The sequence below is a fragment of the Micromonospora antibiotica genome, from assembly GCF_017599305.1.
GTDB lineage: Bacteria > Actinomycetota > Actinomycetes > Mycobacteriales > Micromonosporaceae > Micromonospora > Micromonospora antibiotica.
On record NZ_JAGFWR010000011.1, the window covers coordinates 22,369 to 43,781 of the forward strand.

General features: G+C 72.9%; 19 protein-coding genes and 1 tRNA gene. 10 read left to right on the plus strand and 10 right to left on the minus strand.

Annotated features, from left to right (window positions below; genetic code table 11):
- Positions 1 to 8: 8 nt before the first annotated feature.
- The 5 genes from JQN83_RS19215 (at position 9) to JQN83_RS19235 (ending at position 6,186) form a co-directional block, all read left to right on the plus strand.
- On the plus strand, positions 9 to 422 hold the full coding sequence (locus tag JQN83_RS19215) for an HIT family protein (RefSeq protein ID WP_208568524.1): 414 nt from the start codon (positions 9 to 11) through the stop codon (positions 420 to 422).
- A 109-nt stretch (positions 423 to 531) separates the two neighbouring features.
- On the plus strand, positions 532 to 1,194 hold the full coding sequence (gene msrA, locus JQN83_RS19220; protein ID WP_208568525.1) for a peptide-methionine (S)-S-oxide reductase MsrA: 663 nt from the start codon (positions 532 to 534) through the stop codon (positions 1,192 to 1,194).
- A gap of 197 nt (positions 1,195 to 1,391) precedes the next feature.
- Positions 1,392 to 3,182, plus strand: coding sequence for an N-acetylglutaminylglutamine amidotransferase (locus JQN83_RS19225; RefSeq protein ID WP_208568526.1), 1,791 nt, complete (start codon positions 1,392 to 1,394; stop codon positions 3,180 to 3,182).
- Between the two features lie 2 nt (positions 3,183 to 3,184).
- Complete coding sequence (gene ngg / locus JQN83_RS19230) at positions 3,185 to 5,014, plus strand: N-acetylglutaminylglutamine synthetase (RefSeq protein ID WP_208568527.1); 1,830 nt, start codon at positions 3,185 to 3,187, stop codon at positions 5,012 to 5,014.
- Positions 5,011 to 6,186: an osmoprotectant NAGGN system M42 family peptidase gene (locus JQN83_RS19235; protein WP_208568528.1), complete on the plus strand. Its 1,176-nt coding sequence runs from the start codon at positions 5,011 to 5,013 to the stop codon at positions 6,184 to 6,186. Before ngg ends, JQN83_RS19235 begins: the two co-directional genes overlap by 4 nt.
- Positions 6,187 to 6,332: 146 nt before the next feature.
- Here JQN83_RS19235 and JQN83_RS19240 read toward each other — a convergent pair whose 3' ends face one another.
- The gene (locus JQN83_RS19240; RefSeq protein WP_208568529.1) at positions 6,333 to 8,051 is read right to left on the minus strand and encodes an alpha/beta hydrolase domain-containing protein; all 1,719 of its coding nucleotides are present in this window, start codon (positions 8,049 to 8,051) and stop codon (positions 6,333 to 6,335) included.
- Positions 8,052 to 8,523: 472 nt separating this feature from the next.
- Here JQN83_RS19240 and JQN83_RS19245 point away from each other — a divergent pair, with 472 nt between their 5' ends.
- Both JQN83_RS19245 and JQN83_RS19250 read left to right on the plus strand, forming a co-directional pair.
- Positions 8,524 to 9,453, plus strand: coding sequence for a ribonuclease Z (locus JQN83_RS19245; RefSeq protein ID WP_208568530.1), 930 nt, complete (start codon positions 8,524 to 8,526; stop codon positions 9,451 to 9,453).
- Positions 9,450 to 9,968 (plus strand): GNAT family N-acetyltransferase, encoded by a 519-nt coding sequence (locus tag JQN83_RS19250; RefSeq protein ID WP_208568531.1) that lies wholly within the window; start codon positions 9,450 to 9,452, stop codon positions 9,966 to 9,968. The genes JQN83_RS19245 and JQN83_RS19250 overlap by 4 nt, the downstream gene beginning before the upstream one ends.
- Positions 9,969 to 9,971: 3 nt before the next feature.
- Here the strand turns inward: JQN83_RS19250 and JQN83_RS19255 are convergent, their stop codons facing one another.
- From JQN83_RS19255 to JQN83_RS19265, 3 genes are all read right to left on the minus strand, one after another.
- Positions 9,972 to 10,880 (minus strand): dioxygenase family protein, encoded by a 909-nt coding sequence (locus tag JQN83_RS19255; protein ID WP_208568532.1) that lies wholly within the window; start codon positions 10,878 to 10,880, stop codon positions 9,972 to 9,974.
- A 172-nt stretch (positions 10,881 to 11,052) separates the two neighbouring features.
- Positions 11,053 to 12,423 (minus strand): cystathionine beta-synthase, encoded by a 1,371-nt coding sequence (locus tag JQN83_RS19260; protein WP_208568533.1) that lies wholly within the window; start codon positions 12,421 to 12,423, stop codon positions 11,053 to 11,055.
- Between the two features lie 75 nt (positions 12,424 to 12,498).
- Positions 12,499 to 12,855 carry a YkvA family protein gene (locus tag JQN83_RS19265; RefSeq protein ID WP_204928292.1) on the minus strand — a complete coding sequence of 119 codons (357 nt, stop codon included), beginning with the start codon at positions 12,853 to 12,855 and terminating at the stop codon, positions 12,499 to 12,501.
- A 182-nt stretch (positions 12,856 to 13,037) separates the two neighbouring features.
- Between JQN83_RS19265 and JQN83_RS19270 the strand changes: the two genes are divergently transcribed.
- From JQN83_RS19270 to JQN83_RS19280, 3 genes are all read left to right on the plus strand, one after another.
- Positions 13,038 to 14,087, plus strand: a complete 1,050-nt coding sequence (locus JQN83_RS19270) for an SGNH/GDSL hydrolase family protein (RefSeq protein WP_208568534.1) — start codon at positions 13,038 to 13,040, stop codon at positions 14,085 to 14,087.
- Positions 14,088 to 14,172: 85 nt separating this feature from the next.
- Positions 14,173 to 14,976 (plus strand): SGNH/GDSL hydrolase family protein, encoded by an 804-nt coding sequence (locus JQN83_RS19275; protein WP_208568535.1) that lies wholly within the window; start codon positions 14,173 to 14,175, stop codon positions 14,974 to 14,976.
- A 249-nt stretch (positions 14,977 to 15,225) separates the two neighbouring features.
- Positions 15,226 to 16,488 carry an acetyl-CoA C-acetyltransferase gene (locus tag JQN83_RS19280; RefSeq protein WP_208568536.1) on the plus strand — a complete coding sequence of 421 codons (1,263 nt, stop codon included), beginning with the start codon at positions 15,226 to 15,228 and terminating at the stop codon, positions 16,486 to 16,488.
- Positions 16,489 to 16,492: 4 nt separating this feature from the next.
- Here the strand turns inward: JQN83_RS19280 and JQN83_RS19285 are convergent, their stop codons facing one another.
- The 6 genes from JQN83_RS19285 to JQN83_RS19310 all read right to left on the minus strand — a co-directional run bounded on the left by JQN83_RS19285 (position 16,493) and on the right by JQN83_RS19310 (position 21,411).
- Entirely contained in the window at positions 16,493 to 16,813 is a 321-nt protein-coding gene (locus JQN83_RS19285; RefSeq protein WP_208568537.1) for a hypothetical protein, read from the minus strand.
- A gap of 92 nt (positions 16,814 to 16,905) precedes the next feature.
- Positions 16,906 to 17,727: a Bax inhibitor-1/YccA family protein gene (locus JQN83_RS19290; RefSeq protein WP_208568538.1), complete on the minus strand. Its 822-nt coding sequence runs from the start codon at positions 17,725 to 17,727 to the stop codon at positions 16,906 to 16,908.
- Between the two features lie 110 nt (positions 17,728 to 17,837).
- Positions 17,838 to 17,921, minus strand: a tRNA-Leu gene (locus JQN83_RS19295).
- 130 nt (positions 17,922 to 18,051) lie between these two features.
- Positions 18,052 to 19,389 (minus strand): NAD(P)/FAD-dependent oxidoreductase, encoded by a 1,338-nt coding sequence (locus JQN83_RS19300; protein ID WP_208568539.1) that lies wholly within the window; start codon positions 19,387 to 19,389, stop codon positions 18,052 to 18,054.
- Between the two features lie 91 nt (positions 19,390 to 19,480).
- Positions 19,481 to 20,041, minus strand: coding sequence for a hypothetical protein (locus JQN83_RS19305; RefSeq protein ID WP_208568656.1), 561 nt, complete (start codon positions 20,039 to 20,041; stop codon positions 19,481 to 19,483).
- Positions 20,042 to 20,046: 5 nt separating this feature from the next.
- Complete coding sequence (locus JQN83_RS19310) at positions 20,047 to 21,411, minus strand: DUF58 domain-containing protein (protein ID WP_372444071.1); 1,365 nt, start codon at positions 21,409 to 21,411, stop codon at positions 20,047 to 20,049.
- Positions 21,412 to 21,413: the final 2 nt, after the last annotated feature.

A 21,413-nucleotide genomic window follows, 5' to 3' on the forward strand; every position in this document is an offset into this window, starting at 1 on the left:
CTGCGCGGGTGAGCGGGTGTGTGTTCTGTCAGATCGTGGCCGGGGAGGTGCCGGCGTTCCGGGTGGCCGACGAGCCGGACGGGGTGGCGTTCCTGGACACCCGGCCCGTGTTCAAGGGGCACGTCCTGGTGGTGCCCCGCACCCACCTGGTCACCCTGACCGATCTGCCGACGGCCGACCTGTCCGGCTACTTCGGGCTGGTGCAGCGCCTGGCGGCGGCCGTGGAATCCGGTCTGGGGGCCGGTGGGACCTTCGTGGCGATGAACAACCGGGTGTCCCAGTCGGTGCCGCACCTGCACACCCACGTGGTGCCGAGGACCAAGGGCGACGGCCTGCGCGGCTTCTTCTGGCCGCGTACCCGCTACGCCGACGACGCCGAGGCCGACTCCTACGCCGGGCGGGTCGCCGCCGCCCTGGCCTGAGACCCGCCGACATTCGGCGGGGCCCGGGGGCGAGAGCCGGGACGCAGCGGGTAAGGAAGCCGGGCCCGCCGGTGTTACATGCGGGGAGAGGTACGAGAGGAGTTCCACCGTGTTCCTTCGCCGCATGAAGGCCGAGATGATCAGCCCCGACCAGGCCCTGCCCGGCCGCCCGATCGCGATGCCGATCGGGGACCGGCACGAGGTGCTGCCGTCGTCGCTGAAGGGCCCGTTCCCGGAGGGTGCCCAGGTCGCCGTCTTCGGCATGGGCTGCTTCTGGGGCGCCGAGCGGCTGTTCTGGACCCTCCCGGGGGTGCTGACCACGTCGGCCGGCTACGCGGGCGGCTACAGCGCCAACCCGACGTACGAGGAGGTGTGTTCGGGGATGACCGGGCACGCCGAGGTGGTCCAGGTGGTCTACGAGCCCACCGTGATCAGCTACGAGGACCTACTCAAGGTGTTCTGGGAGAACCACGACCCGACCCAGGGCATGCGTCAGGGCAACGACGTCGGCAGCCAGTACCGCTCGACGATCTACACCACCAGCGACGAGCAGCTGGCCACCGCGCAGGCGTCCCGGGACGCGTTCGCGCCGATCGTGGCGCGGGCCGGCAAGGGTGAGATCACCACCGAGATCGCCCCGCTGGGCGACTACTACTTCGCCGAGGACTATCACCAACAGTATCTGGCCCCGACGAAGAACCCGAACGGCTACTGCAACCACGGCCCGAACGGGCTGAGCTGCCCGGTCGGGGTGGCCCGTACCGCCGGCTGACCCTGGCGCGGTGACCGGGTCTGCGGTGTTCTTCACACCGTGGGCCCGGCGCATTTCCGGCATCCGTCACCGGGCGGGCAGCAATCGAGACCATGACAGGCAACCACCGTCGGTGACGGCGCATCGTAGCAAGCTGTCACACGTTCGTCATCGTCTCAACAGGCGAACTGCAACAACCTCTGGCAGCATTGGCTGGCATGTGCGGACTTGCGGGAGAGTTCCGGCGTGATGGTTCCCGGGCCGATGTGTCGGCGGTGGAACGCATGGCGGCCACGATGAGTGACCGGGGGCCCGACGACAGCGGAGTGTGGTCACAGGGGGCCACCGCTCTTGGGCACCGCCGCTTGAAGATCATCGACCTCTCCGCCGCCAGCGGGCAACCGATCGTCGACCCGGCTGCCGGGCTCACCGGCGTGTTCAACGGCTGCATCTACAACTACCGAGAGCTGCGCCAGGAGTTGCTGGCCTTGGGCCACCGCTTCTTCTCCTCCGGCGACAGCGAGGTGGTGGTCAAGGCGTACGCCGAGTGGGGGCTCGACTTCGTCGACCACCTGATCGGCATGTTCGCCGTCGCGATCACCGAGCGGGACACCGGCCGGCTGGTGCTGGCCCGGGACCGGCTCGGCATCAAGCCGCTCTACCTGGCCGAGACGCCGGGCGTGGTGCGGTTCGCGAGCACCCTGCCCGCCCTGCTGGCCGGCGGCGGGATCGACACCACCATCGACCCGGTGGCGCTGTCGCACTATCTCAGCTTCCACAGCATCGTGCCGCCGCCGCGCACCATCCTGCGTGGCGTGGCCAAGCTCCCCCCGGCCACCGTCCGGGTCTACGAGCCCGACGGCCGCACCCACGAGCGGGTCTACTGGGACCCGTCGTTCACCCGGGACGCGTCGCGCGCCGACTGGTCGGCCCGGGACTGGGAGGACGCCCTGCTGGAGTCGCTGACCACCGCCGTACGCCGGCGGATGGTCGCCGACGTGCCGGTGGGCGTGCTGCTCTCCGGCGGTCTGGACTCCAGCCTGGTGGTGGCGCTGCTGGCCGGCGAGGGGCAGACCCGCTCCGGGCTGTCCACCTTCTCGATCGGCTTCGACGCCGTCGGCGGGCGGGAGGGCGACGAGTTCGTCTACTCCGACCTGGTGGCCAAGACGTTCGGCACCGACCACCACCAGCTCAAGGTGGCCGCCGGTGACCTGGTGCCGCCGCTGGAGGCGGCGGTGGCCGCGATGAGCGAGCCGATGGTCAGCCACGACTGCGTCGCCTTCTACCTGCTGAGCCAGGAGGTCTCCAAGCACGTCAAGGTGGTCCAGTCCGGTCAGGGCGCGGACGAGATCCTCGGCGGCTACCACTGGTACCCGCCGCTGGCCGGCATCGACCGGGAGCAGGCCCTCGACTCGTACGCGAAGGCGTTCTTCGACCGGGACGCGGCCGGGCTGGCCCGGGTGCTCAACCCGGCGTGGCTGGCCGACGGCGACCCGGCGCGCGAGTTCGTCGCCGCCCACCTGGGCCGGGCCGGGGCGCAGACCGCCGTCGACGCCGGCCTGCGGATCGACACCCAGGTCATGCTCACCGACGACCCGGTGAAGCGGGTCGACAACATGACCATGGCGCACGGCCTGGAGGCCAGGGTGCCGTTCCTCGACCACGAGTTCGTGGAGCTGGCGGCGAGCTGCCCGCCCGAGCTGAAGCTGGCCCAGGGCGGCAAGGGTGTGCTCAAGGAGATCGGCCGCCGGGTCCTGCCGCACGAGGTGATCGACCGCCCCAAGGGCTACTTCCCGGTGCCCGGCCTGACCCACCTGGAGGGCAAGCTCCTCGACCGGGTCCGCGACGCGCTCACCGCGCCGCAGGCCCGCCGCCGCGACCTGTTCCGTGCCGACTACGTCAATGCGCTGCTCGCCGACCCGAACGCCGAACTGACCCCGTTGAACGGAAACAAACTGTGGCAACTGGGACTCCTGGAAATGTGGCTCCAGAGCCACGGAATCGACTGACCGTGAACGAGACCCTCGCGACCGGCACGGCCCGAACCGACCGGGAGCGGGTGCTCGGCCGCCGCCGGGAACGCATCGGCCCCGGCGGTGACCCGGTCGCGCCGGCCACCGCACCGGAGCCGCGCCGGGAACCGGCCGGGCCGTCCGACGTGGTCCTGGACTGCGGCTGGGGGCGGCTGGTGTTCGGCCAGACCTTCCACGAGCAGGTGGCGGTGGCCCATGTGCTGCGGTCCGAGGCGGCCGGCGCCCGGGACATCTGCATCTACCTGCGCGACCCGCACGTGCTGGTGTCCCGGCTGCCCGACGAGCTGTTCATCGACCCGTCGCTGACCTACCGGCTGCCGCTGGGTGAGCGCCGTCCGGAGGCCACCGGGCGGATGGAGATCCCGGGGCTGGTCGTCCGGCCGCTGCGCGACGCCGACGACGCGGACGCGGTGAACCGGATCTACGCCCGCAACGGCATGGTCACCGCGCCGGTGGAGGTGCTCGTCGACAACGCCGGCACCGACCGGTTCCTGCACCTGGTGGCCGAGGCGAGCACCGGGGAGATCGTCGGCACCATCACCGGCGTCGACCACGTGGCGGTCTTCGGCGACCGGGAGAACGGCGCGAGCCTGTGGTGCCTGACCGTGGACTTCAACACCGCGCCGCCCGGCACCGGTCAGGCCCTGCTCACCGAGCTGGCCGACCGGCTCGACGAGCGGGGCCGGGCGTTCGTCGACCTGTCGGTGCTGGCCGAGAACTCCGGCGCGATCCGGCTCTACGAGCGGTTGGGTTTCCACCGCACCGGGACGCTCTGCGTCAAGCGGAAGAACCCGATCAACGAGCGGCTGTTCCTGCCGGCCACCCCGGCGGGCTACGACGAGCTGAACCCGTACGCGAAGATCGTCGCCGACGAGGCGATGCGACGCGGCATCCGGGTGGAGGTCACCGACGCGCACTGGGGTGAGCTGCGGCTGACCAACGGCGGCCGGACGATCGTCACCCGCGAGTCGCTGTCTGAGCTGACCTCGGCGGTGGCGATGAGCCGCTGCGACGACAAGCGGGTCACCCGGCGCATCCTCACCGAGGCGGGCCTGTCGGTGCCGCGCGGCCGGACCGCCACCGGCGACGCCGACGACCTGGCCTTCCTCACCGACGTCGGGCCGGTGGTGGTCAAGCCGGCCCGGGGCGAGCAGGGCAACGGCATCACCGTCGGGGTACGCACCGCCGAGGCGTTGGCCACCGCCGTCGAGCTGGCCCGCCGGTTCTGCCCCGACGTGCTGATCGAGGAGCTACGCGCGGGCGAGGACCTGCGGGTAATCGTGATCGACCACGAGGTGGTGGCCGCCGCCGTACGTCGACCGGCGCAGATCACCGGTGACGGCGTGCACGACGTCACCGCGCTGATCGAGCGGCAGAGCCGACGCCGGGCCGCCGCCACCGGCGGGGAGTCCCGCATCCCGGTCGACGAGATGACCCGCGAGGTGGTGGCCGAGGCCGGGCACCGGATGGACGACGTGCTGCCCGAGGGGCGGGTGCTGGCGGTGCGCCGGACGGCGAACCTCCACACCGGTGGCACAATCCACGACGTGACGGCCGAACTGCACCCGACGATCGCCACCGCCTGCGTGGCGGCGAGCCGGGCCCTGGACATCCCGGTGACCGGGCTGGACCTGCTGGTCCCCGCCCCCGACCAGCCCGAGCACGTGTTCATCGAGGCGAACGAGCGGCCGGGGCTGGCCAACCACGAGCCCCAGCCGACCGCCGAGCGCTTCGTGGACCTGCTCTTCCCGGGCACCCGGGCCCCGCAGCGCCTCTGGAGCCCGGCCGGGCCCGGAGGGGTCGCGTGAGCCTCAAGCCCCTGGAGATCGACCTGGACTACCTGCGCCAGGTGCTGGTGGAGTTGCTGGACATCCCCAGCCCGTCGGGGCGTACCGACCACGTGCAGCAGTACGTGGGGGAACGCCTGTCCGCGCTGGGCATCCCGTCCACGCTGACCCGGCGGGGGGCGCTCAGCGCCTGCCTGCCCGGCCCCCGGCAGACCGGCGCCGACCGGGCGATCGTGGTGCACACCGACACCATCGGCGGGATGGTCAAGCGGCTCAAGGAGAACGGTCGGCTGGAGCTGAAGACCATCGGCACCCACTCGGCCCGGTTCGCCGAGGGCGCGCACGTGCGGATCTTCACCGACGACCTGGACCGGGTGGTCACCGGGCAGGTGTTGCCGTTGAAGGCCAGCGGGCACCGCTACAACGACGACGTCGACCTGCAGGGCGTCGGTTGGCAGCACGTCGAGGTACGCGTCGACGAGCCGGTCGAGGACATCGCCGGCCTGCGGGCGCTGGGCATCGACGCGGGCGACTTCGTGGCGTTCCTGCCGAACCCGATGATCACCCCGTCCGGTTACGTGAAGTCCCGGCACCTGGACGACAAGGCCGGGGTGGCGGCGGTGCTGACCGCGTTCAAGGCGGTGGTGGACGCCGGTATCACCCCCACCGTCACCGCCCACCTGCTGGTCACCGTGACCGAGGAGATCGGCCACGGGGCCAGCCACGGCCTGGACCCGGACGTCGCCGAGATCGTCTCGGTAGACGCGGCGGTGGTCGCGCCGGGCCAGCAGTCCCGGGAGGACGCGGCGACCCTGGCGATGGGCGACGGGGTCGGCCCGTTCGACTACCACCTGACCCGCAACCTGGCGGCCATCGCCCGGGAGCACGGGGTGGACCTGGTCCGCGACGTCTTCGACTACTACCGCTCGGACGTGGCGGCGGCGGTCGAGGCGGGCGCGCACGCCCGGGTGGCGCTGCTCGGTTTCGGGGTGGACGCCACCCACGGCCATGAGCGCACCCACCTGGACGGCCTGGCCCACCTGACCCAGTTGCTCTGCCTCTATCTCCAGAGTGACCTGGTCTTTCCCGAGTGGGACGCCGAGCCGGAGGGCGACCTGGCCGACTTCCCGTCGCTGGCGGTGCAGCCGGCCAACGAGGACGGCCCCCGTGAGGGCCCGATCGGCATCGACTGACCGGCTCCGCGCAGCCCTGACCACCGGCCCGGCCGGCGGTCACGTCGCCGGTGGGTGGCGGCCCGCGTCGCGCCCGCCACCCACCGGCCGGGTCGATCGTTCCCCGGCGGGTGGCCGACGCCTTCGCACCGGCCACCCCGGACGGGTCACCGGTTGCGGCGGTCCGCCGCGTGCAGGAGCGCGATCAGCGCCTCGGTCGGTCGCAGCACCGCGTCCCGGGCTGCCGGGTCACCGGTGATCCGCTGCCGCGCCCGGTCGGCCAGCTGCGCCAGCAGTTCACCGGCGCGGGCCGCGTTGCCGGCGGTGCCGGCCTGCTCGGCCCGCTGGAGCCGGTCGGTCAGCCGGGCCGCCACGTACTCGGTGATCCGGCCGGCGGCGACGTACTCCGCGATCAGGTACCGCAGGTCGGAGTACCAGGCAGGGTCACGGGTGAACGACGCGGGCAGGTAGCCGGCGTCGGCGGCGGCGAGGGTCGCCGCGACGCTGGCGTCCACGTATGCCCCGACGGTCGGGTAGCGGGTGGCGAGTTGCGCGTCGGTCAGCGGCACCGAACTGCCGTCGAGGAAGCAGAAGCCGGGTCCGGTGTTGCTGCCGCTGTTGACCCGCAGCGGCACCTGGTGCTGGGCGAGCCGGATGCCGCCGAGGGCGAGCCCGAGGTCGTCGCGGGCGATGGCCGGCGGGGTCGTGGTGGTCGTCTGGATCGGCGGGGCGCTCGGCGGGGCCACCTGCCGGGCGACCCAGGCGACGGTGTGGTCGTAGACGGCGTTCTGCACCATGTGCTGCGGGACGCGCGACAGCGAGGGCAGCGTGCAGGTCTGCGGTTCGCCCGGGTAGCCGCCCGGGTAGCTGCCGATGTCCCGCTTGCGCAGCGGCCCGTAGTCGGTGATCAGCTTCCAGTCGCCGTGCGAGGCGCCGGCCACCTCCCAGGAGCGCAGGGCGGGCGAGTCGGCCTGGGCGCGGGCCGCCGCGGGCAGGATGCCGCTGGCCACGTCCCCCTCGGAGTTGATCCGGAACACCGGTGTGGTCAGGTCGGTGCGCAGCACCCCGCCACCGCCGTGCAGGACGACCGCGTCGAGGACGTTCGCCGACTGCTGGACGCCGTTGTAGTAGTTGGCGAGGCGGCCGGCCGACTGCGAGTGGCCGGTGGCGATCACGTACTGCGGGGCGGGCAGTTTGCCCAGCGGGTCGACGCCGGTCGGGTTGCGGACCGCCTTCACCGCCTGGCTGAAGATGTCGTACGAGAGGCTGTCGTCGGTGACGGTGCCGCCGACGGTGACGTCCAGGGGGCCGTACCGGGTGGGGCTCCACGCCTTGAGCCCGGTGGCGGAGTGCAGCCCGGCCCGCTGGGCGGACACCCCGACCCAGGCGTAGCCGGAGCGGATCAGGTGTTCGTGCGACTGGAACCAGTCGACCTCCTGGTCCCACTGGTTGCTGACGTTGTTCCACTCGGCGATGACGACACCGTTGAACTTCGTGGTGTTGGCCGGCCGGCGGACCACCAGCCGGGTGCCGTACGGCTGGTCGGTGCCGAGGGTGGTCGCGTTCTGGGTGCCCTGCACGGCGTACCGGGTGGCGGTGCCGAAGAGGAAGAACTCCTCCTCGACGTAGCCGGCGGCGGCCAGGTTGACGTCGGTGGCGAGGAACGGGTAGCCGTGGCCGGGGTCGCCGACCGGGGTGGTCCGGGCGATCGGCCCGGCGACCACCGGGTTCGCCACGGTCGCGCCGGTGGCGGTGGACGGCCGGGGCGTGGTCGGGGCGGCTGCGGTCGCCGGGTGGACCGGGCCGGTGGCGACGGCCAGCGCACCGACCAGGCCGAGGGTGAGACATCGTCGGGTGTTCCTGCGGGTGGTGGACGAAACGGGCATGGTTCACCTCACGGGGGGAGCGACCGAGGGGACGACTCGGGCGGCAGCGGCGTGACGTGGCCACTGTGGGGCAGAGAGTAATGCTCACTTCAGGCGAAAGATAGGCCAGACGAGCACGAACTTTCGCCGAATTGAGCAAAAGTCGCCGGCCGACGACCCTCCCGGCCGGCATGACGCCGTCTGCGGGATCGCGCCAAAAATCACTACCGGCACCCGGGGTGCAGTGGGTAGCGTGGCGGTACACGGGAAAGGAGGTGGTCCAGACTTGTATAGCAATCGGACTCGTGAGGTGGCTGTCCGCTAGCCGCTGTCCTCGACAGTGAACGACCAAGCATGATCGTCGAGACCGTGTGGCAGCGGTGCGGCGAAACCACGACAGCCACCCGACCCCCGGGGTGCCGACCCAGTCCAGTCGGCCCGTGCGCGAGCACGGAAGCCCCGGGGGTCGCTTCGTCTCCGGAGGAGGCCGGCGGTGTCCATGCGCGAGCTGACGGTGCTCGGCACGGCCAGCCAGACCCCCACCCGGCTGCGCAACCACAACGGCTACGTGCTGCGCTGGGACGACGAGGTGATCCTCTTCGACCCGGGCGAGGGCAGCCAGCGCCAGCTCCTGCACACCGGGGTCACCGCCACCGACCTCACCCGGATCTGCGTCACCCACTTCCACGGCGACCACTGCCTCGGCCTGCCCGGCACCATCCAACGGCTCTCCCTCGACCGGGTACCGCACCCGGTGGCGGTGCACTTCCCCGCCGGAGGCGCGGAATACTTCGCCCGGTTGCGGCACGCCAGCAGCTTCCACGAGACCGCCGAGCTGGCCGTCGAGCCGATCACCGCCGACGGGCAACGGATCACCCTGGGCGTCGGCACGCTGGAGGCCCGCCGGCTGCGGCACCCCGTCGAGACGTACGGCTACCGGCTGGTCGAGCCGGACGGCTGCCGGATGCTGCCGGAGCGGCTGTCCGCGTACGGCATCGGTGGGCCGGCGGTCGGCGAGCTGCTGCGCGTCGGGCACCTGGACGTCGGCGGACGCCGCGTCACCCGGGACGAGGTGAGCGTGGTCCGGCCGGGGCAGCGGTTCGCCTTCGTGATGGACACCGGCCTCTGCGACGGGGTGTACGCCCTCGCCGAACACGCCGACCTGCTGGTCATCGAGTCGACGTTCCTGGCGTCGGAGGCCGCGCTCGCCGCCGAGGTCGGCCACCTGACCGCCGGCCAGGCCGCCCGGGTCGCCACCGAGTCCGGGGTACGCACCCTGGTGCTCACCCACTTCTCCCAGCGGTACGCCGACCCGCGCCGCTTCCACGACGAGGCCCGCGAGCACTTCACCGGGGAACTGGTGATCGCCGAGGACCTGACCACCGTGCCGGTCCCGCCCCGGCGGGTAGCCTCGGCCGGGTGACCGTCACGCTCCGTCCCGCCGTCGCCGACGACCTGGTGCCGGTGGGCGCCCTGCACCAGCGGTCCCGGATCGCGGCCTACTCGTCGTTCCTGCCGCCCGAGGCGTTGGCCGACCCGACGCCCGAGGCGATGGGGGCGTACTGGGTCGAGCGGTGGACGTGGGAACGCGACGAGCACCTGATGACGGTGGCCGAGCGGGACGGCCGGCTGGTCGGGTTCAGCTACCTCGGCCCCGACGACGGGGGCGACCCGGCGACCGGGCTGCTCAACGCCATCCACCTCGACCCGGCCGAGCGGGGCCGGGGCACCGGCCGGGCGCTGATGGTGGACGCGTTGGACACCATGCGGGCCCGGGGCTGGCGTCGGGCGGTGCTGTGGGTGCTGGAGAGCAACGCCGCGGCCCGGCACTTCTACGAGCGCGGCGGCTGGCGGGCCACCGGCGATCGTCGGGAGGAACGGATCGGCCCCGCCCGCACCCCGCAGCTGCGCTACGCCCGCCAGCTGCCCGGCTGCTGACCGTCAGGTGCCGTCCCGGTCCGCGTCGACCGAGAAGTTGATCACCGATAGATACCCGTCGCCGTCCTCGACCACCTTCATCAGCATGCTCTCGGCAAAGATGTTGTCGTTGTCGTTGAAGGTGTCCCGCCCGGTGTGCGCGGCGTACGGCGCGTCGGCGTACACCCGGGTGTTGAGCGCCTCGTCGAACATCATCTGGGTGGTGAGCACCCGGTCGTCGCCCAGGTGCACCATCGCGTGGATGTGCGTGGTGCGGCCCCGGTACCAGCCCGGCCAGATGGTGGTGAACTCGACGATCCCGTCGGCGTTGGTGACCTGGGCGCCGCGCAGGTAGCGCTTGTCGTCGGTCGGCGTCAGGTCCGCCGCCGACCCCGCGCCGCCGCCACCCGGGGCCGCCCCACCACCTGGCGGGGTGCCGGTGGGCGGGGTGCCACCCGACGCGCCGCCGGGCGGATTGCCGCCGGGCGCAGCGCCGCCGCCCGAGGCCCCGGACGACTGGGCCTCGGCCCCCGAGTAGAGGCCGGCCGCGTCACAGTGCCAGATCTCCACGACGGCGTTGGCCAACGGTCCGCACTGCTCGCTGTCCTGCACCCGGATCGCCACCCGCAGCCGGGTGCCCGCCCGGTCCTCCCGGATGTCGTTGCGGATCTTGTCGGCGTCGAAGTAGTACGGGCCCTGTGTGGTGCTCGCGGTCAACGTGCAGGTGTTCGCCGCGCCGAACAGCGCGGCCAGGTCGGCCGACGTGCTGGCGGTCGCCTGGGGGGACACGGTCTGGCCGGTCGACGTGGTGACCGTGCCGCTGTCCCGGCCGCAGGCCGCGAGCAGGCCGGCCAACCCGATCGAGCCGACCCCCGCGATCAGCCGCCGACGGCTGACCCGCTGCCCCTCATGGTGGTCCAGGTCGTGTCGCATGTCGTTCCTCCCGTGGTCGGTGCCTCTCGGCTCACCCCGACCGTAGGGAGGCTGCTCGGATGCCCTCTGTGCTGCCCCTGTGCCCGTGCTGTGAATGGTCGCCCCCACGGCGACCGGCCCGGACACGCTGCGGGGCCCCTCCCGTCGGAAGGGGCCCCGCAGCGGCGTCGGATCAGCGTGCGCCGAGGTGGGCGAGCAGGTCCTGACGGGTCAGCACGCCCTTGGGCTTGCCATCGACCAGCACCAACGCCGCATCGGACTTCTCCAGCAGGCCCACCGCCTCGCTCACCGGCTGACCGCCACCGACCATCGGCAGCGGGTCACCCATGTGCCGCTCGATGGTGTCGTGCAGGTGGGCCTGACCGGTGAACAGGGCGTCCAGCAGGTCCCGCTCGGCGATCGAGCCGGCCACCTCGCCGGTGACCACCGGCGGCTCGGCCTTGAGCACCGGGAGCTGGGAGACGCCGTACTCACGCATGTAGTCGATGGCGTCGCGGACCGTCTCGGTCGGGTGGACGTGCACCAGTTCGGGCAGGCCACCCGGCTTACCGGCCAGCGCGTCGGCGACGGTCGGCTCGGTGCCGGGGTGGTCGAGGAAGCCGTACCGGGCCATCCACCGGTCGTTGAAAATCTTGGACAGGTAGCCCTTGCCGCTGTCCGGCAGCAGCACCACGACCACGTCGTCCGGGCCGGCGGCACGGGCCACCTCCAGCGCCGCCACCACGGCCATCCCGCAGGAGCCGCCGACGAGCAGCCCCTCCTCGCGGGCCAGCCGCCGGGTCATCTCGAAGGACGCCTTGTCGGACACCTCGATGATCTCGTCGGCGACCTCCCGGTCGTACGTCGCCGGCCAGAAGTCCTCACCGACACCCTCGACCAGGTACGGCCGGCCGGTGCCCCCGGAGTAGACCGAGCCCTCCGGGTCCGCCCCGATCACCCTGACCCGCCCCTCGGACGCCTCCTTGAGGTAACGCCCGATGCCGGTGATGGTGCCGCCGGTGCCGACCCCGGTGACGAAGTGGGTGAGCCCGCCCCCGGTCTGCTTCCACAGCTCCGGGCCGGTGGTCTCGTAGTGCGAGCGCGGGTTGGCCGGGTTGCTGTACTGGTCGGGCTTCCACGCGCCGGGGATCTCCCGGGCCAGCCGGTCGGAGACGTTGTAGTAGGAGCGGGGGTCCTCCGGGGCGACGGCGGTCGGGCAGACCACCACCTCCGCCCCGTACGCGCGCAGCACGTCCTGCTTGTCCTGGCTGACCTTGTCGGGGCAGACGAAGACGCAGTGGTAGCCCTTGAGCTGGGCCACCAGGGCCAGCCCGACACCGGTGTTGCCGCTGGTCGGCTCGACGATGGTGCCACCGGGCCTGAGCAGCCCGGCAGCCTCGGCGTCCTCCACCATCCGCAGCGCGATCCGGTCCTTGACCGAGCCGCCGGGGTTGAGGTATTCCACCTTCGCCAGCACGGTCGCGCTGATGCCCTCGGTGACGTTGCGCAGTCGTACCAGCGGGGTGTTGCCGATCAGGTCGACGACGTTGTCGTAGTACTGCACCTCGTTGTGCCCTTCGTTGCGGCGCCGGCGACGGCGGCCTGGCAGACGGTCCTTCGTCGCTCAGGGTACGTGCCCTCAGAGCGTCACATGACCGGGGATGACGGAGGCCCGACGCGCCTCCCACTCCAGGAAGCGCTCGGTCTCCGACAGCACGCTGCCGGCCAGCCAGGTGACCATCACGGCGTCGTCCACCAGGCCGAGCACGGTCAGGAACAGCTCCGGCACCAGGTCGACAGGCGACACGACGTAGACCGTCGCCGCCGTCATCATCGCCAGCCGCAGCCCGCCGTCGTACTCGCCCCGGGCGGTCGCCCGGATCATCCGGGGCAGCGCCGCCAGCCGGGCGCCCAACGACGGGCCACCCCGGGCACCCGCCGCCAGCGACCGGGCCAACGCCGTGAAGGCCGCGGTCCGCTTCAATGTCCTACCCATCTCATCCAGCCCCTCTCCACCGACCAGCGTGACTGTCCGGCGCAAGCCGTCGCCACCTGCGGCGGGGCGACCGCAGGTGGGCCCCGCCACCGGATCAGGTACCCAGAATCGTCGCGGCCCAGCCGGGAAACCGACCGTCCCGACGGAAGCGAGGGGCCGTCGCGGCGCGATAATGTCGCTGTATGGGGGTGGCTGGTTCCGTCGTACCGGTGGTTCCGCGCTGGCATCGCGCCCGACAGGTCGCCCGGCTGGCGGCGATCGGCACGGGCGCCACCGCGGCGGCCGTCGCCGCGACCGGCGGGGTGCTGCTCGGCCAGGCCCGGCAGGCCCGACGCACCATCCCGATGGCGCAGGCCCCACCGCCGCGCTGCGACGGCGTCTACGGTGCCAAGATCCCCGGGACACCGCTGACCATGGTGATCCTCGGCGACTCCTCCGCCGCCAGTTACGGGGTGCTGCGGCGGCGGGAGACCCTGGGTTCGCTGCTGGCCACCGGGCTGTCCCGGCGACTGCACCGGGCCGTACGGGTGCACCGCTTCGCCGTGGTCGGCGCGCTCTCCGCCGGGCTCCGGCCGCAGGTCGAGGCCGCCCTGGAATGCGCACCGGACATCGCGGTGATCATGGTCGGCGGCAACGACGTCACCAACCGGTCGCCATACTCCGTGGCGGTCCGGCACCTGGTCGACGCGGTCCGCGCGCTGCGCGCCGCCGGCTGCGAGGTGGTCGTCGGGACCTGCCCCGACCTGGGCGCGATCCAGCCGATCCAACCCCCGCTGCGCTGGTTGGCCCGCCGGTGGAGCCGGCAGCTCGCCGCCGCCCAGACGGTCGCGGTGGTCGAGGCGGGCGGCTGGACGGTCTCCCTCGGTGACCTGCTCGGCCCCCGGTTCTCCGCCGAACCGACCCGGATGTTCGCCTCGGACCGGTTCCACCCGTCCGCCGAGGGGTACGCGATGGCCGCCGCCGCGCTCCTGCCGACCGTACTGTCGGCGCTCGGCGGCGGGGAACGCCGACCCGCCCCGGGCCGGAGCGACGGCGTGCGGTCGCTGCCCGAGGCCGCCCAGGAAGCAGCCCGGCACGCCGGCACGGAGGTCAGCGGCGCGCAGCTCCGGGGTCGGGAGCGCGGCCCCGCCGGCCGCTGGGCGCAACTGCGGCGGCGGGCCTTCTTCGGCGTCGGCGCGGTGCCGCAGTCCGGTGCCGCCGCCGACTCACCCCAACTGGAGGAACTGGCATGAGCGAGCACAGTGAGCGAACCACCGGGTGCCACGAATGCCACGCCGCGCCGGTCGGCATCGACGTGCACCTGCCGACGGTGACGCCATGACCGGCCGGTCCGTGGGCGGCGAGCTCGCCGTACGCCTCGGTAAGGCCGCGGCGGTCTCCCTGGTCGCCGGGACGATCGGCGGGGCGGCGGTGCTCGCCGGCCAGGCGGTGGCGGCCCGCAACCGCGACTACGCCCAGCCCGAACTGGGCCTGGCGCTGCGGGCCACGGTCGGCCGGGCCGGTGCCCCACCGCTGCGGCTGGTGCTGCTCGGGGACTCCTCGGCGCTCGGTGTCGGGGTGGGCCGCTTCGACGAGACGGTCGGCGGTCAACTCGCCTACCTGCTGGCCGAGGGGCCGACCGGTCGTCGGGTGCACCTGTCCAGCGTGGGGGTGTCCGGCTCCCGCTCCACCGATCTGTCCACCCAGGTGGCGCGGGCGCTGCTCGGGGACCGGCCGGACGTGGCGGTGGTGCTGATCGGGGCGAACGACGCCACGGCGATGAGCCGGCCGTTGGAGGCGGCGGCGTACCTCGCCTCGGCGGTGCGCCGGCTGCGGGAGGCCCGGGTCGAGGTCGTCGTCGGCACCTGCCCGGACCTGGGGGCGGTGCGCGCGGTGGCCCCGCCGCTGCGGCAGGTGATCGGGTGGTCGGGCCGGCGGGTCGCGAGGGCACAGACCGCCGCCGTGCTGGACGCCGGGGGCACGGTCGTCGACCTGGGTACGGAGACCGGGCCGGTGTTCCGGGCCGACGCCGGGACGCTGTGTCACGACGGCTTCCACCCGTCCGCCGACGGTTACCGGGTGTGGGCGCACGCCCTGCTGCCGGCGGTGGTCGCCGCCGCGAACGTCGCCTCCCGGCACTGACCGACCCCGGACCCGGCCCGACGGTCTGGCGTACCCGCCCGGCGGTCCGGCGCACCCCGCCCGGCGGCCGGGCGTGCCCCGGCGGTCCGGCGTGGCCCCGCGGTCCGGCTTACCCCGGCCGGCGTAGCCCGGGCCGGCGGGTCCGAGCTGCCGGCGGGGTCGACGCCGCCACCGGCATGCCGCCCGGGTGACATTTCCCGCTGGTCGGGCTGCTTCCGCGCCAAGTTACCGTCAAGTTAACGTTGGTTCATGCCGATTGAGTCGTCCCGCGACGCCGTCATCGTCGCCACCGCCCGGTCCCCCATCGGCCGCGCGTTCAAGGGTTCCCTGCGCGAGGTCCGCCCGGACGACCTCGCCGCCACCATCGTCCAGGCCGCGCTGGACAAGGTTCCCGGGCTCGACCCGACCACCATCGACGACCTCTACCTCGGGTGCGGGCTGCCCGGCGGCGAGCAGGGCTTCAACCTGGCCCGGGTGGTCGCCACCCTGATGGGCCTGGACGGGCTGCCCGGTGCCACCCTCACCCGCTACTGCGCGTCGTCGTTGCAGACCACCCGGATGGCGATGCACGCGATCCGGGCCGGTGAGGGCGACGTCTTCGTCTCCGCCGGGGTCGAGATGGTCTCCCGGTACGCCCGGGGCAACTCCGACACCCTGCCACCCGAGGCGCAGGCGCTGGTCGGCGGTGGCTGGGAGAACCCGCGCTTCGCCGAGGCCCGGCAGCGGTCGGTGGCCCGCGCGCAGGGCGACGCCGAGGTGTGGACCGACCCGCGCGACGCCGGGCAGCTCCCCGACATCTACCTGGCGATGGGGCAGACGGCGGAGAACCTGGCCCAGGTGTACGACGTCACCCGGGAGGAGATGGACGCGTTCGGCGTCCGCAGCCAGAACCTCGCCGAGAAGGCCATCGCCGACGGCTTCTGGGCCCGCGAGATCACCCCGGTCACCACCCCGGACGGCAGCGTGGTCGACACCGACGACGGCCCCCGCGCCGGGGTCACCCTGGAGGCGGTGGCCGGGCTGAAGCCGGTCTTCCGCCCGGACGGCCGGATCACCGCCGGCAACTGCTGCCCGCTCAACGACGGGGCCGCCGCCGTGGTGGTGATGAGCGCCCAGCGGGCCGACGAGCTGGGGCTGACCCCGCTGGCCCGGATCGTCTCCACCGGCGTCACCGCCCTGTCGCCGGAGATCATGGGCCTCGGCCCGGTCGAGGCGTCCCGGCAGGCGCTGCGCCGGGCCGGGATGACCGTCGACGACGTCGACCTGGTCGAGATCAACGAGGCGTTCGCCGCCCAGGTGATCCCGTCGTACCGGCAGCTCGGCATCCCCGAGGACAAGGTCAACGTGATGGGCGGGGCGATCGCCGTCGGCCACCCGTTCGGGATGACCGGCGCCCGGATCACCGGCACCCTGCTCAACGCCCTGCAGTGGCACGACAAGACCATCGGCCTGGAGACCATGTGCGTCGGCGGCGGTCAGGGCATGGCGATGGTGCTCGAACGGCTCAGCTGAGCCGCTACAACGCGCCGCGGGTCGCCGTCACCAGGGCGGCGGCCCCGGCCAGCACCGCCTCCGGCGGGCCGGCGGCCACCAGGTCCGCCGTGACCACCCGGAGCTGGTCGGGCAGCGCCATCGGGTGCGCCAACCGGGGTACGTCCCGCCGGGGCTCACCCTCCGCGTCGGCCGCCAGGTCGGCGACCTCCTGCACCAGCTTGTGCACCAGGTCGGCCCGGGACACGTTGCCGCCCTCGGCGACCGCCGCCCAGCGCGGCTGCTGCCAGTGGCCCACCTGACGGACCAGCAGGTCCACCGCCCGGCCCAACTCCGCTGCGCTCATCGTCGGCGAGTCTACGCACCCCGGTCGGGGTGCGTAGACGACGACGCCCGCCGCCGCAGGGTGCACGGTGGCGGGCGTCGGGTGCGAAAGCGTCAGTCGTCACCCTGGAAGTAGCTGATCAGACGGAGCATCTCCAGGTAGAGCCAGACGAGGCTGACCACGATGCCGAACGCCGCCGTCCAGGAGTAGCGGGCCGGCAGCCCCATCCGGACACCGTCCTCGACCTCCTTGAAGCTGAGCACGAAGCTCAGCGAGGCGACCACGATGCAGACCAGGCTGAAGCCGATGGCCAGCGGGCTGCCGTCGCGCAGGCCGGTGTTCACGCCGAACAGCGCGAGCACCAGGTTGATCAGCATGACGGCGAACAGGCCCGCCATCACGGCGATCATGCCCTTGACGAACTTGGGGGTGGCCCGGATGACGCGCGCCTTGTAGAGGATGGTCATCACGAAGAAGACGCCGAAGGTGGCGACCACGGCCTGGAGCACGATGCCCTGGTAGGCCGTTTCGTAGACCTTGCTGACCAGGCCGACGAACGCGCCCTCGACGATCGCGTACGCGACGACCAGCGCCGGGTTGGCGACCCGGGAGAACGAGATGATCAGCCCGAGGACCAGGCCGACCATCGCGGCGCCGATCCAGGCGACGCCGAGCACCGAATCCGGCACCAGGATCCAGGCGGCGGCGGCGGAGACGCCGAGGATCGCCAGGAGCGTGACGGTCTTGACGACGACGTCGTCGAGGGTCATCGTGCCGGACACCTTCGGGGCGACCGGGGAACCGGGCTGACCCGGGTACTGCTGGGGAACGCCGGGCTGTCCGTAACCGTACGGCCCGGGCTGGGCGTACCCGGCGGAGCGCTCTCGCTCGGCCGCCTGGCCGAGCCGGGCGAGCACCGGGTTCGAGGTCTTCACTGTCTCAGGCCTCCCTCAGGGGGTCAGTCGCACGCAAACGTGCACTCCCAGGGTAAACGGCCCGGTGGCAGCCGGTACGGCCGGGACGCTGTGGGAAAGCTGAGAGTGTGTGGTGCCCGGGGCGGGTCTCGAACCCGCACGCCTTGCGGCAGCCGCTTTTAAGGCGGCCGTGTCTGCCGTTCCACCACCCGGGCGAAAGCGCGTCGCGTCGATGCGCGGCGGTGCAGTCCCACGGTAACCGGTCCGTGTCGCCCCGGCGTACCCGGCGACGCGAACGCCCCTGCCCGCTCCGGCGGGCAGGGGCGTCCGGTGTCGGAGCGAAGGTCAGGCCGCCCTGCTGGTGATCGGGATCGGCTGCGACGCCTCCGCGAACTCCTCCCGCGGATCGTGCAGCTGACCGAGCGCGACCACCTCACGCTTGAGGAAGAAGGCCAGCGACCAGTCGACCACGACCCGGACCTTGCGGTTGAACGACGGGATCCGGCTCATGTGGTACGTCCGGTGCATGAACCAGGCCGGCCAGCCCGTCATCTTGATGCCGTACACCTGGGCGACGCCCTTGTGCAGGCCAAGGCTGGCCACGCTGCCGGCGTGCTTGTGCTTGTAGTCGACAGGAGGCCGGCCCCGGACCACCAGGGCGATGTTGTCGGCCATCCGGGCGGCCTGCCGCACCGCGTGCTGGGCGCTCGGCGAGCAGTAGTTGCCCGGCTCCTTGGTGAGGTCCGGGACGGCCGCGCAGTCACCGGCGCTCCACGCCCCCTCGACCACCCGGTCGCCATCGACGACCTGGAGGGTGGGCAGGCAGGTGACCCGCCGCCGCTCGTCGCGGGGGAAGTCGGTGCGGTCCAGCATCGGCGACGGCTTCACCCCGGCCGTCCAGACGATGGTGTCGGAGCGGAAGCTGTCACCGTCGGAGAGCTTCACCACACCGTCGACGCAGGACTCCAGCCGGGTGTCCAACCGGATGTCCATGTTCCGCTTGAGCAACTGCTGCACCGTGTACGCGCCCATGTCCCGGTCGACCTCGGGCAGCACCCGCTGGGTCGCCTCGACCAGCACCCAGCGCATGTCGTCCGGTTCCAGCTCGGGGTAGTAGCGCAGCGCGTCCCGGGCCATGTCCTCCATCTCGGCCAACGCCTCGATGCCGGCGTAGCCGCCGCCGACGAAGGTGAAGGTCAACGCGGAGCGACGGACGTCGGGATCCGGCGTGGCGGCGGCCACGTCGAGCCGGTCCAGCACGTGGTTGCGCAGGTAGATGGCCTCACCGATGGTCTTGAAGCCGATCCCGTGCTCGTGCAGGCCGGGGATCGGCAGGGTGCGGGACACCGAGCCGGGGGCGACGACCACGTGGTCGTAGGGGATCTCCCGGGTCGGGCCGGAGATCGGCTGCACCACCGCGGTCTTGCGGCTGTGGTCGATCCGGGTCACCGCGCCAGCGACCACCTTGCACTTGCGCAACTCGCGCCGCAGCGGCACCACGGAGTGCCGGGGCGAGATGTTGCCGGCCGCCGCCTCGGGCAGGAACGGCTGGTAGGTCATGTGCGGCTGCGGGTCGACGACGACGACCTCGGCCTCACGGGAGCTCAGCTTCTTGGACAGGCGCAGAGCGGCGTACAGGCCCACGTGCCCGGCACCCACGACAAGGATCCGCTTCGGATTCACGTATCCATCTTTCCCCGGGCGGCTGCGGTAATACCCCTCGAGACCCCCATCTGTGACGGAGCACAACACCTGTGAGCTGCGCAACGTCGCGCTATCTGCGGCGCAGCAGCCAACCCAGCAGCCCGCTCAGACCCACCGCCACCAGCAGTCCGACCACCGTGGCGGTCTGGAAACCGTCATCCGGGCCGAGTTGCCCCGCCTGGGTCAGCAACACACCGATCACCGCGGAGGCCAGCAGCACCGCGCCGGCCCGGGTGAGCCAGCGCAGCACCACGTTCGGGTCGGTCACCCCGTCGTAGGGCAACACGGCCACCAGGGCGCAGAGGGTGTGCCCGAGGTAGAGCAGGGTCGCCACCGCCAGCAACCGCCACAACGCGATCGGGCGGTCGTAACCGGCCGAGGCGAACACCCAGCCGGCGACCGTGACCAGCGCGGCGAAGGTCGGCCAGACCCGGCGCGGGGCCACCGCCGGCAGCACCGCCACCACCGTCAGCGCGAGCAGCGACCGGGCCTGGAACAGCTCCACCGGGTACGCCAGCAGCAGACCGGCCAGCACCACCAGGAAGACCGCCCCGCGCACCAGCAACGGCAGCAGCGCCACCCGACGCACCGCCGTGCGGGCCGCCCGGACCCGCTCCCGGGCCGCGTCCACCGCGTTCACCGGCCACCCACCCGGGGGGCGGTGGCCAGCCGGGCGACGTCCCGCAGCACCTGGTCCAGGCTGCCCGCGCCGGCCCAGCCCACCACCGGCACGCCGTGCTCCCGGAGCTGGGCGATCATCGTGTCCCGGTCCAGCCGCCACAGCCGGTACGCCACGGGTGCCCAGCCCCGGTCGCCGGGTGGGGCCAGGTCGGTCGGCAGGGTGTCCACCGCCACCACGAACCGTCCGCCCCGGGCCAGCCGGGCCAACATCTGCGCGGACCGCTCGTCGAGCAGCGGGGTGAGCACCACCACCAGCGCGTCGGCGGAGAGCACCTGCGGCCCGAACACCTGGTCGTACGGCTCGTGTGGGGAGGACTCGGCGTGCACGTCGAGCAGCCACTCCAGCACGGTCAGGTACTGCCGACGGCCGGTCGCCGGGCGCAGCCGGCGCGCTGCCGGGCCGTACTCCAGCAGGGCCACCCGGTCGCCCCGGTGCAGGTAGTGCTCGGCGATCGCGGCGGCGGCCCGGACGGTGGTGTCCAGCACGGATGCCGCTCCGGCCACCCCGCCGGAGCGACCCGCCTCGGCCAGCACGTCGAGCAGGACGACCACCTCGGCGTCCCGGTCGGACAGGGTCGACGCCACGTGCAGTTGCCGGGTCCGCAGCGACACCCGCCAGTCGATGCGGCGCAGCCGGTCCCCCGGCCCGAAGACCCGCACCCCGGCCAGCTCCCCGCCCTCCCCCGGCCGGCGCGAGTGGTGCGCGCCGACCAGCCCGGCGGCCCGGGGCATCGCCTCCACCGCGGAGAACGGCTCGGTCTTCGGGTAGACCCGCATCCGCACCGGTTCGGTGAGCACCGCACGGGAGATCAGCAGCCCGTCGGCGGCGGCGGCGCGGGCACCGGCCGGACCGACCGGGTGCCGCCCCCAGCGCAGCGCGGTGCCGGACAGCTCCAGATCGACGGCGGTGCCGGTGGACAACGCCGTCACGAAGGGCCGGTCCATGCCGCCGGAGCGGCTGACATCCAGCTCGATGCCGCCGAAACCGACCCGCCGCACCGACAGCCACGGCGAGACGCGGGTCCGGACCACCACCACGTCGTACGGCACGGTGTCCGGGTTGCCCACCGCCACCGCGCCGACCAGGTCACCGCCCTCGACCAGCTGGGCGTCCTCGGCGATGATCTCCAACTGTGGGGCGGCGGAGGGCCGGCGACGCAACGCGTACGCGGTGCCGAGCGCGAACGGGGTGGCCAGCACGACCAGGTCGACCCGGCCGAGCAGCACCGCGGCGATCAGCAGCAGCCCGGTGAGCAGCACCGCCCGGCCGAGCGCCCAGGTGGGCGACCAGCCCGCCGTCGGCTCCTGACGGTCCGGCACGA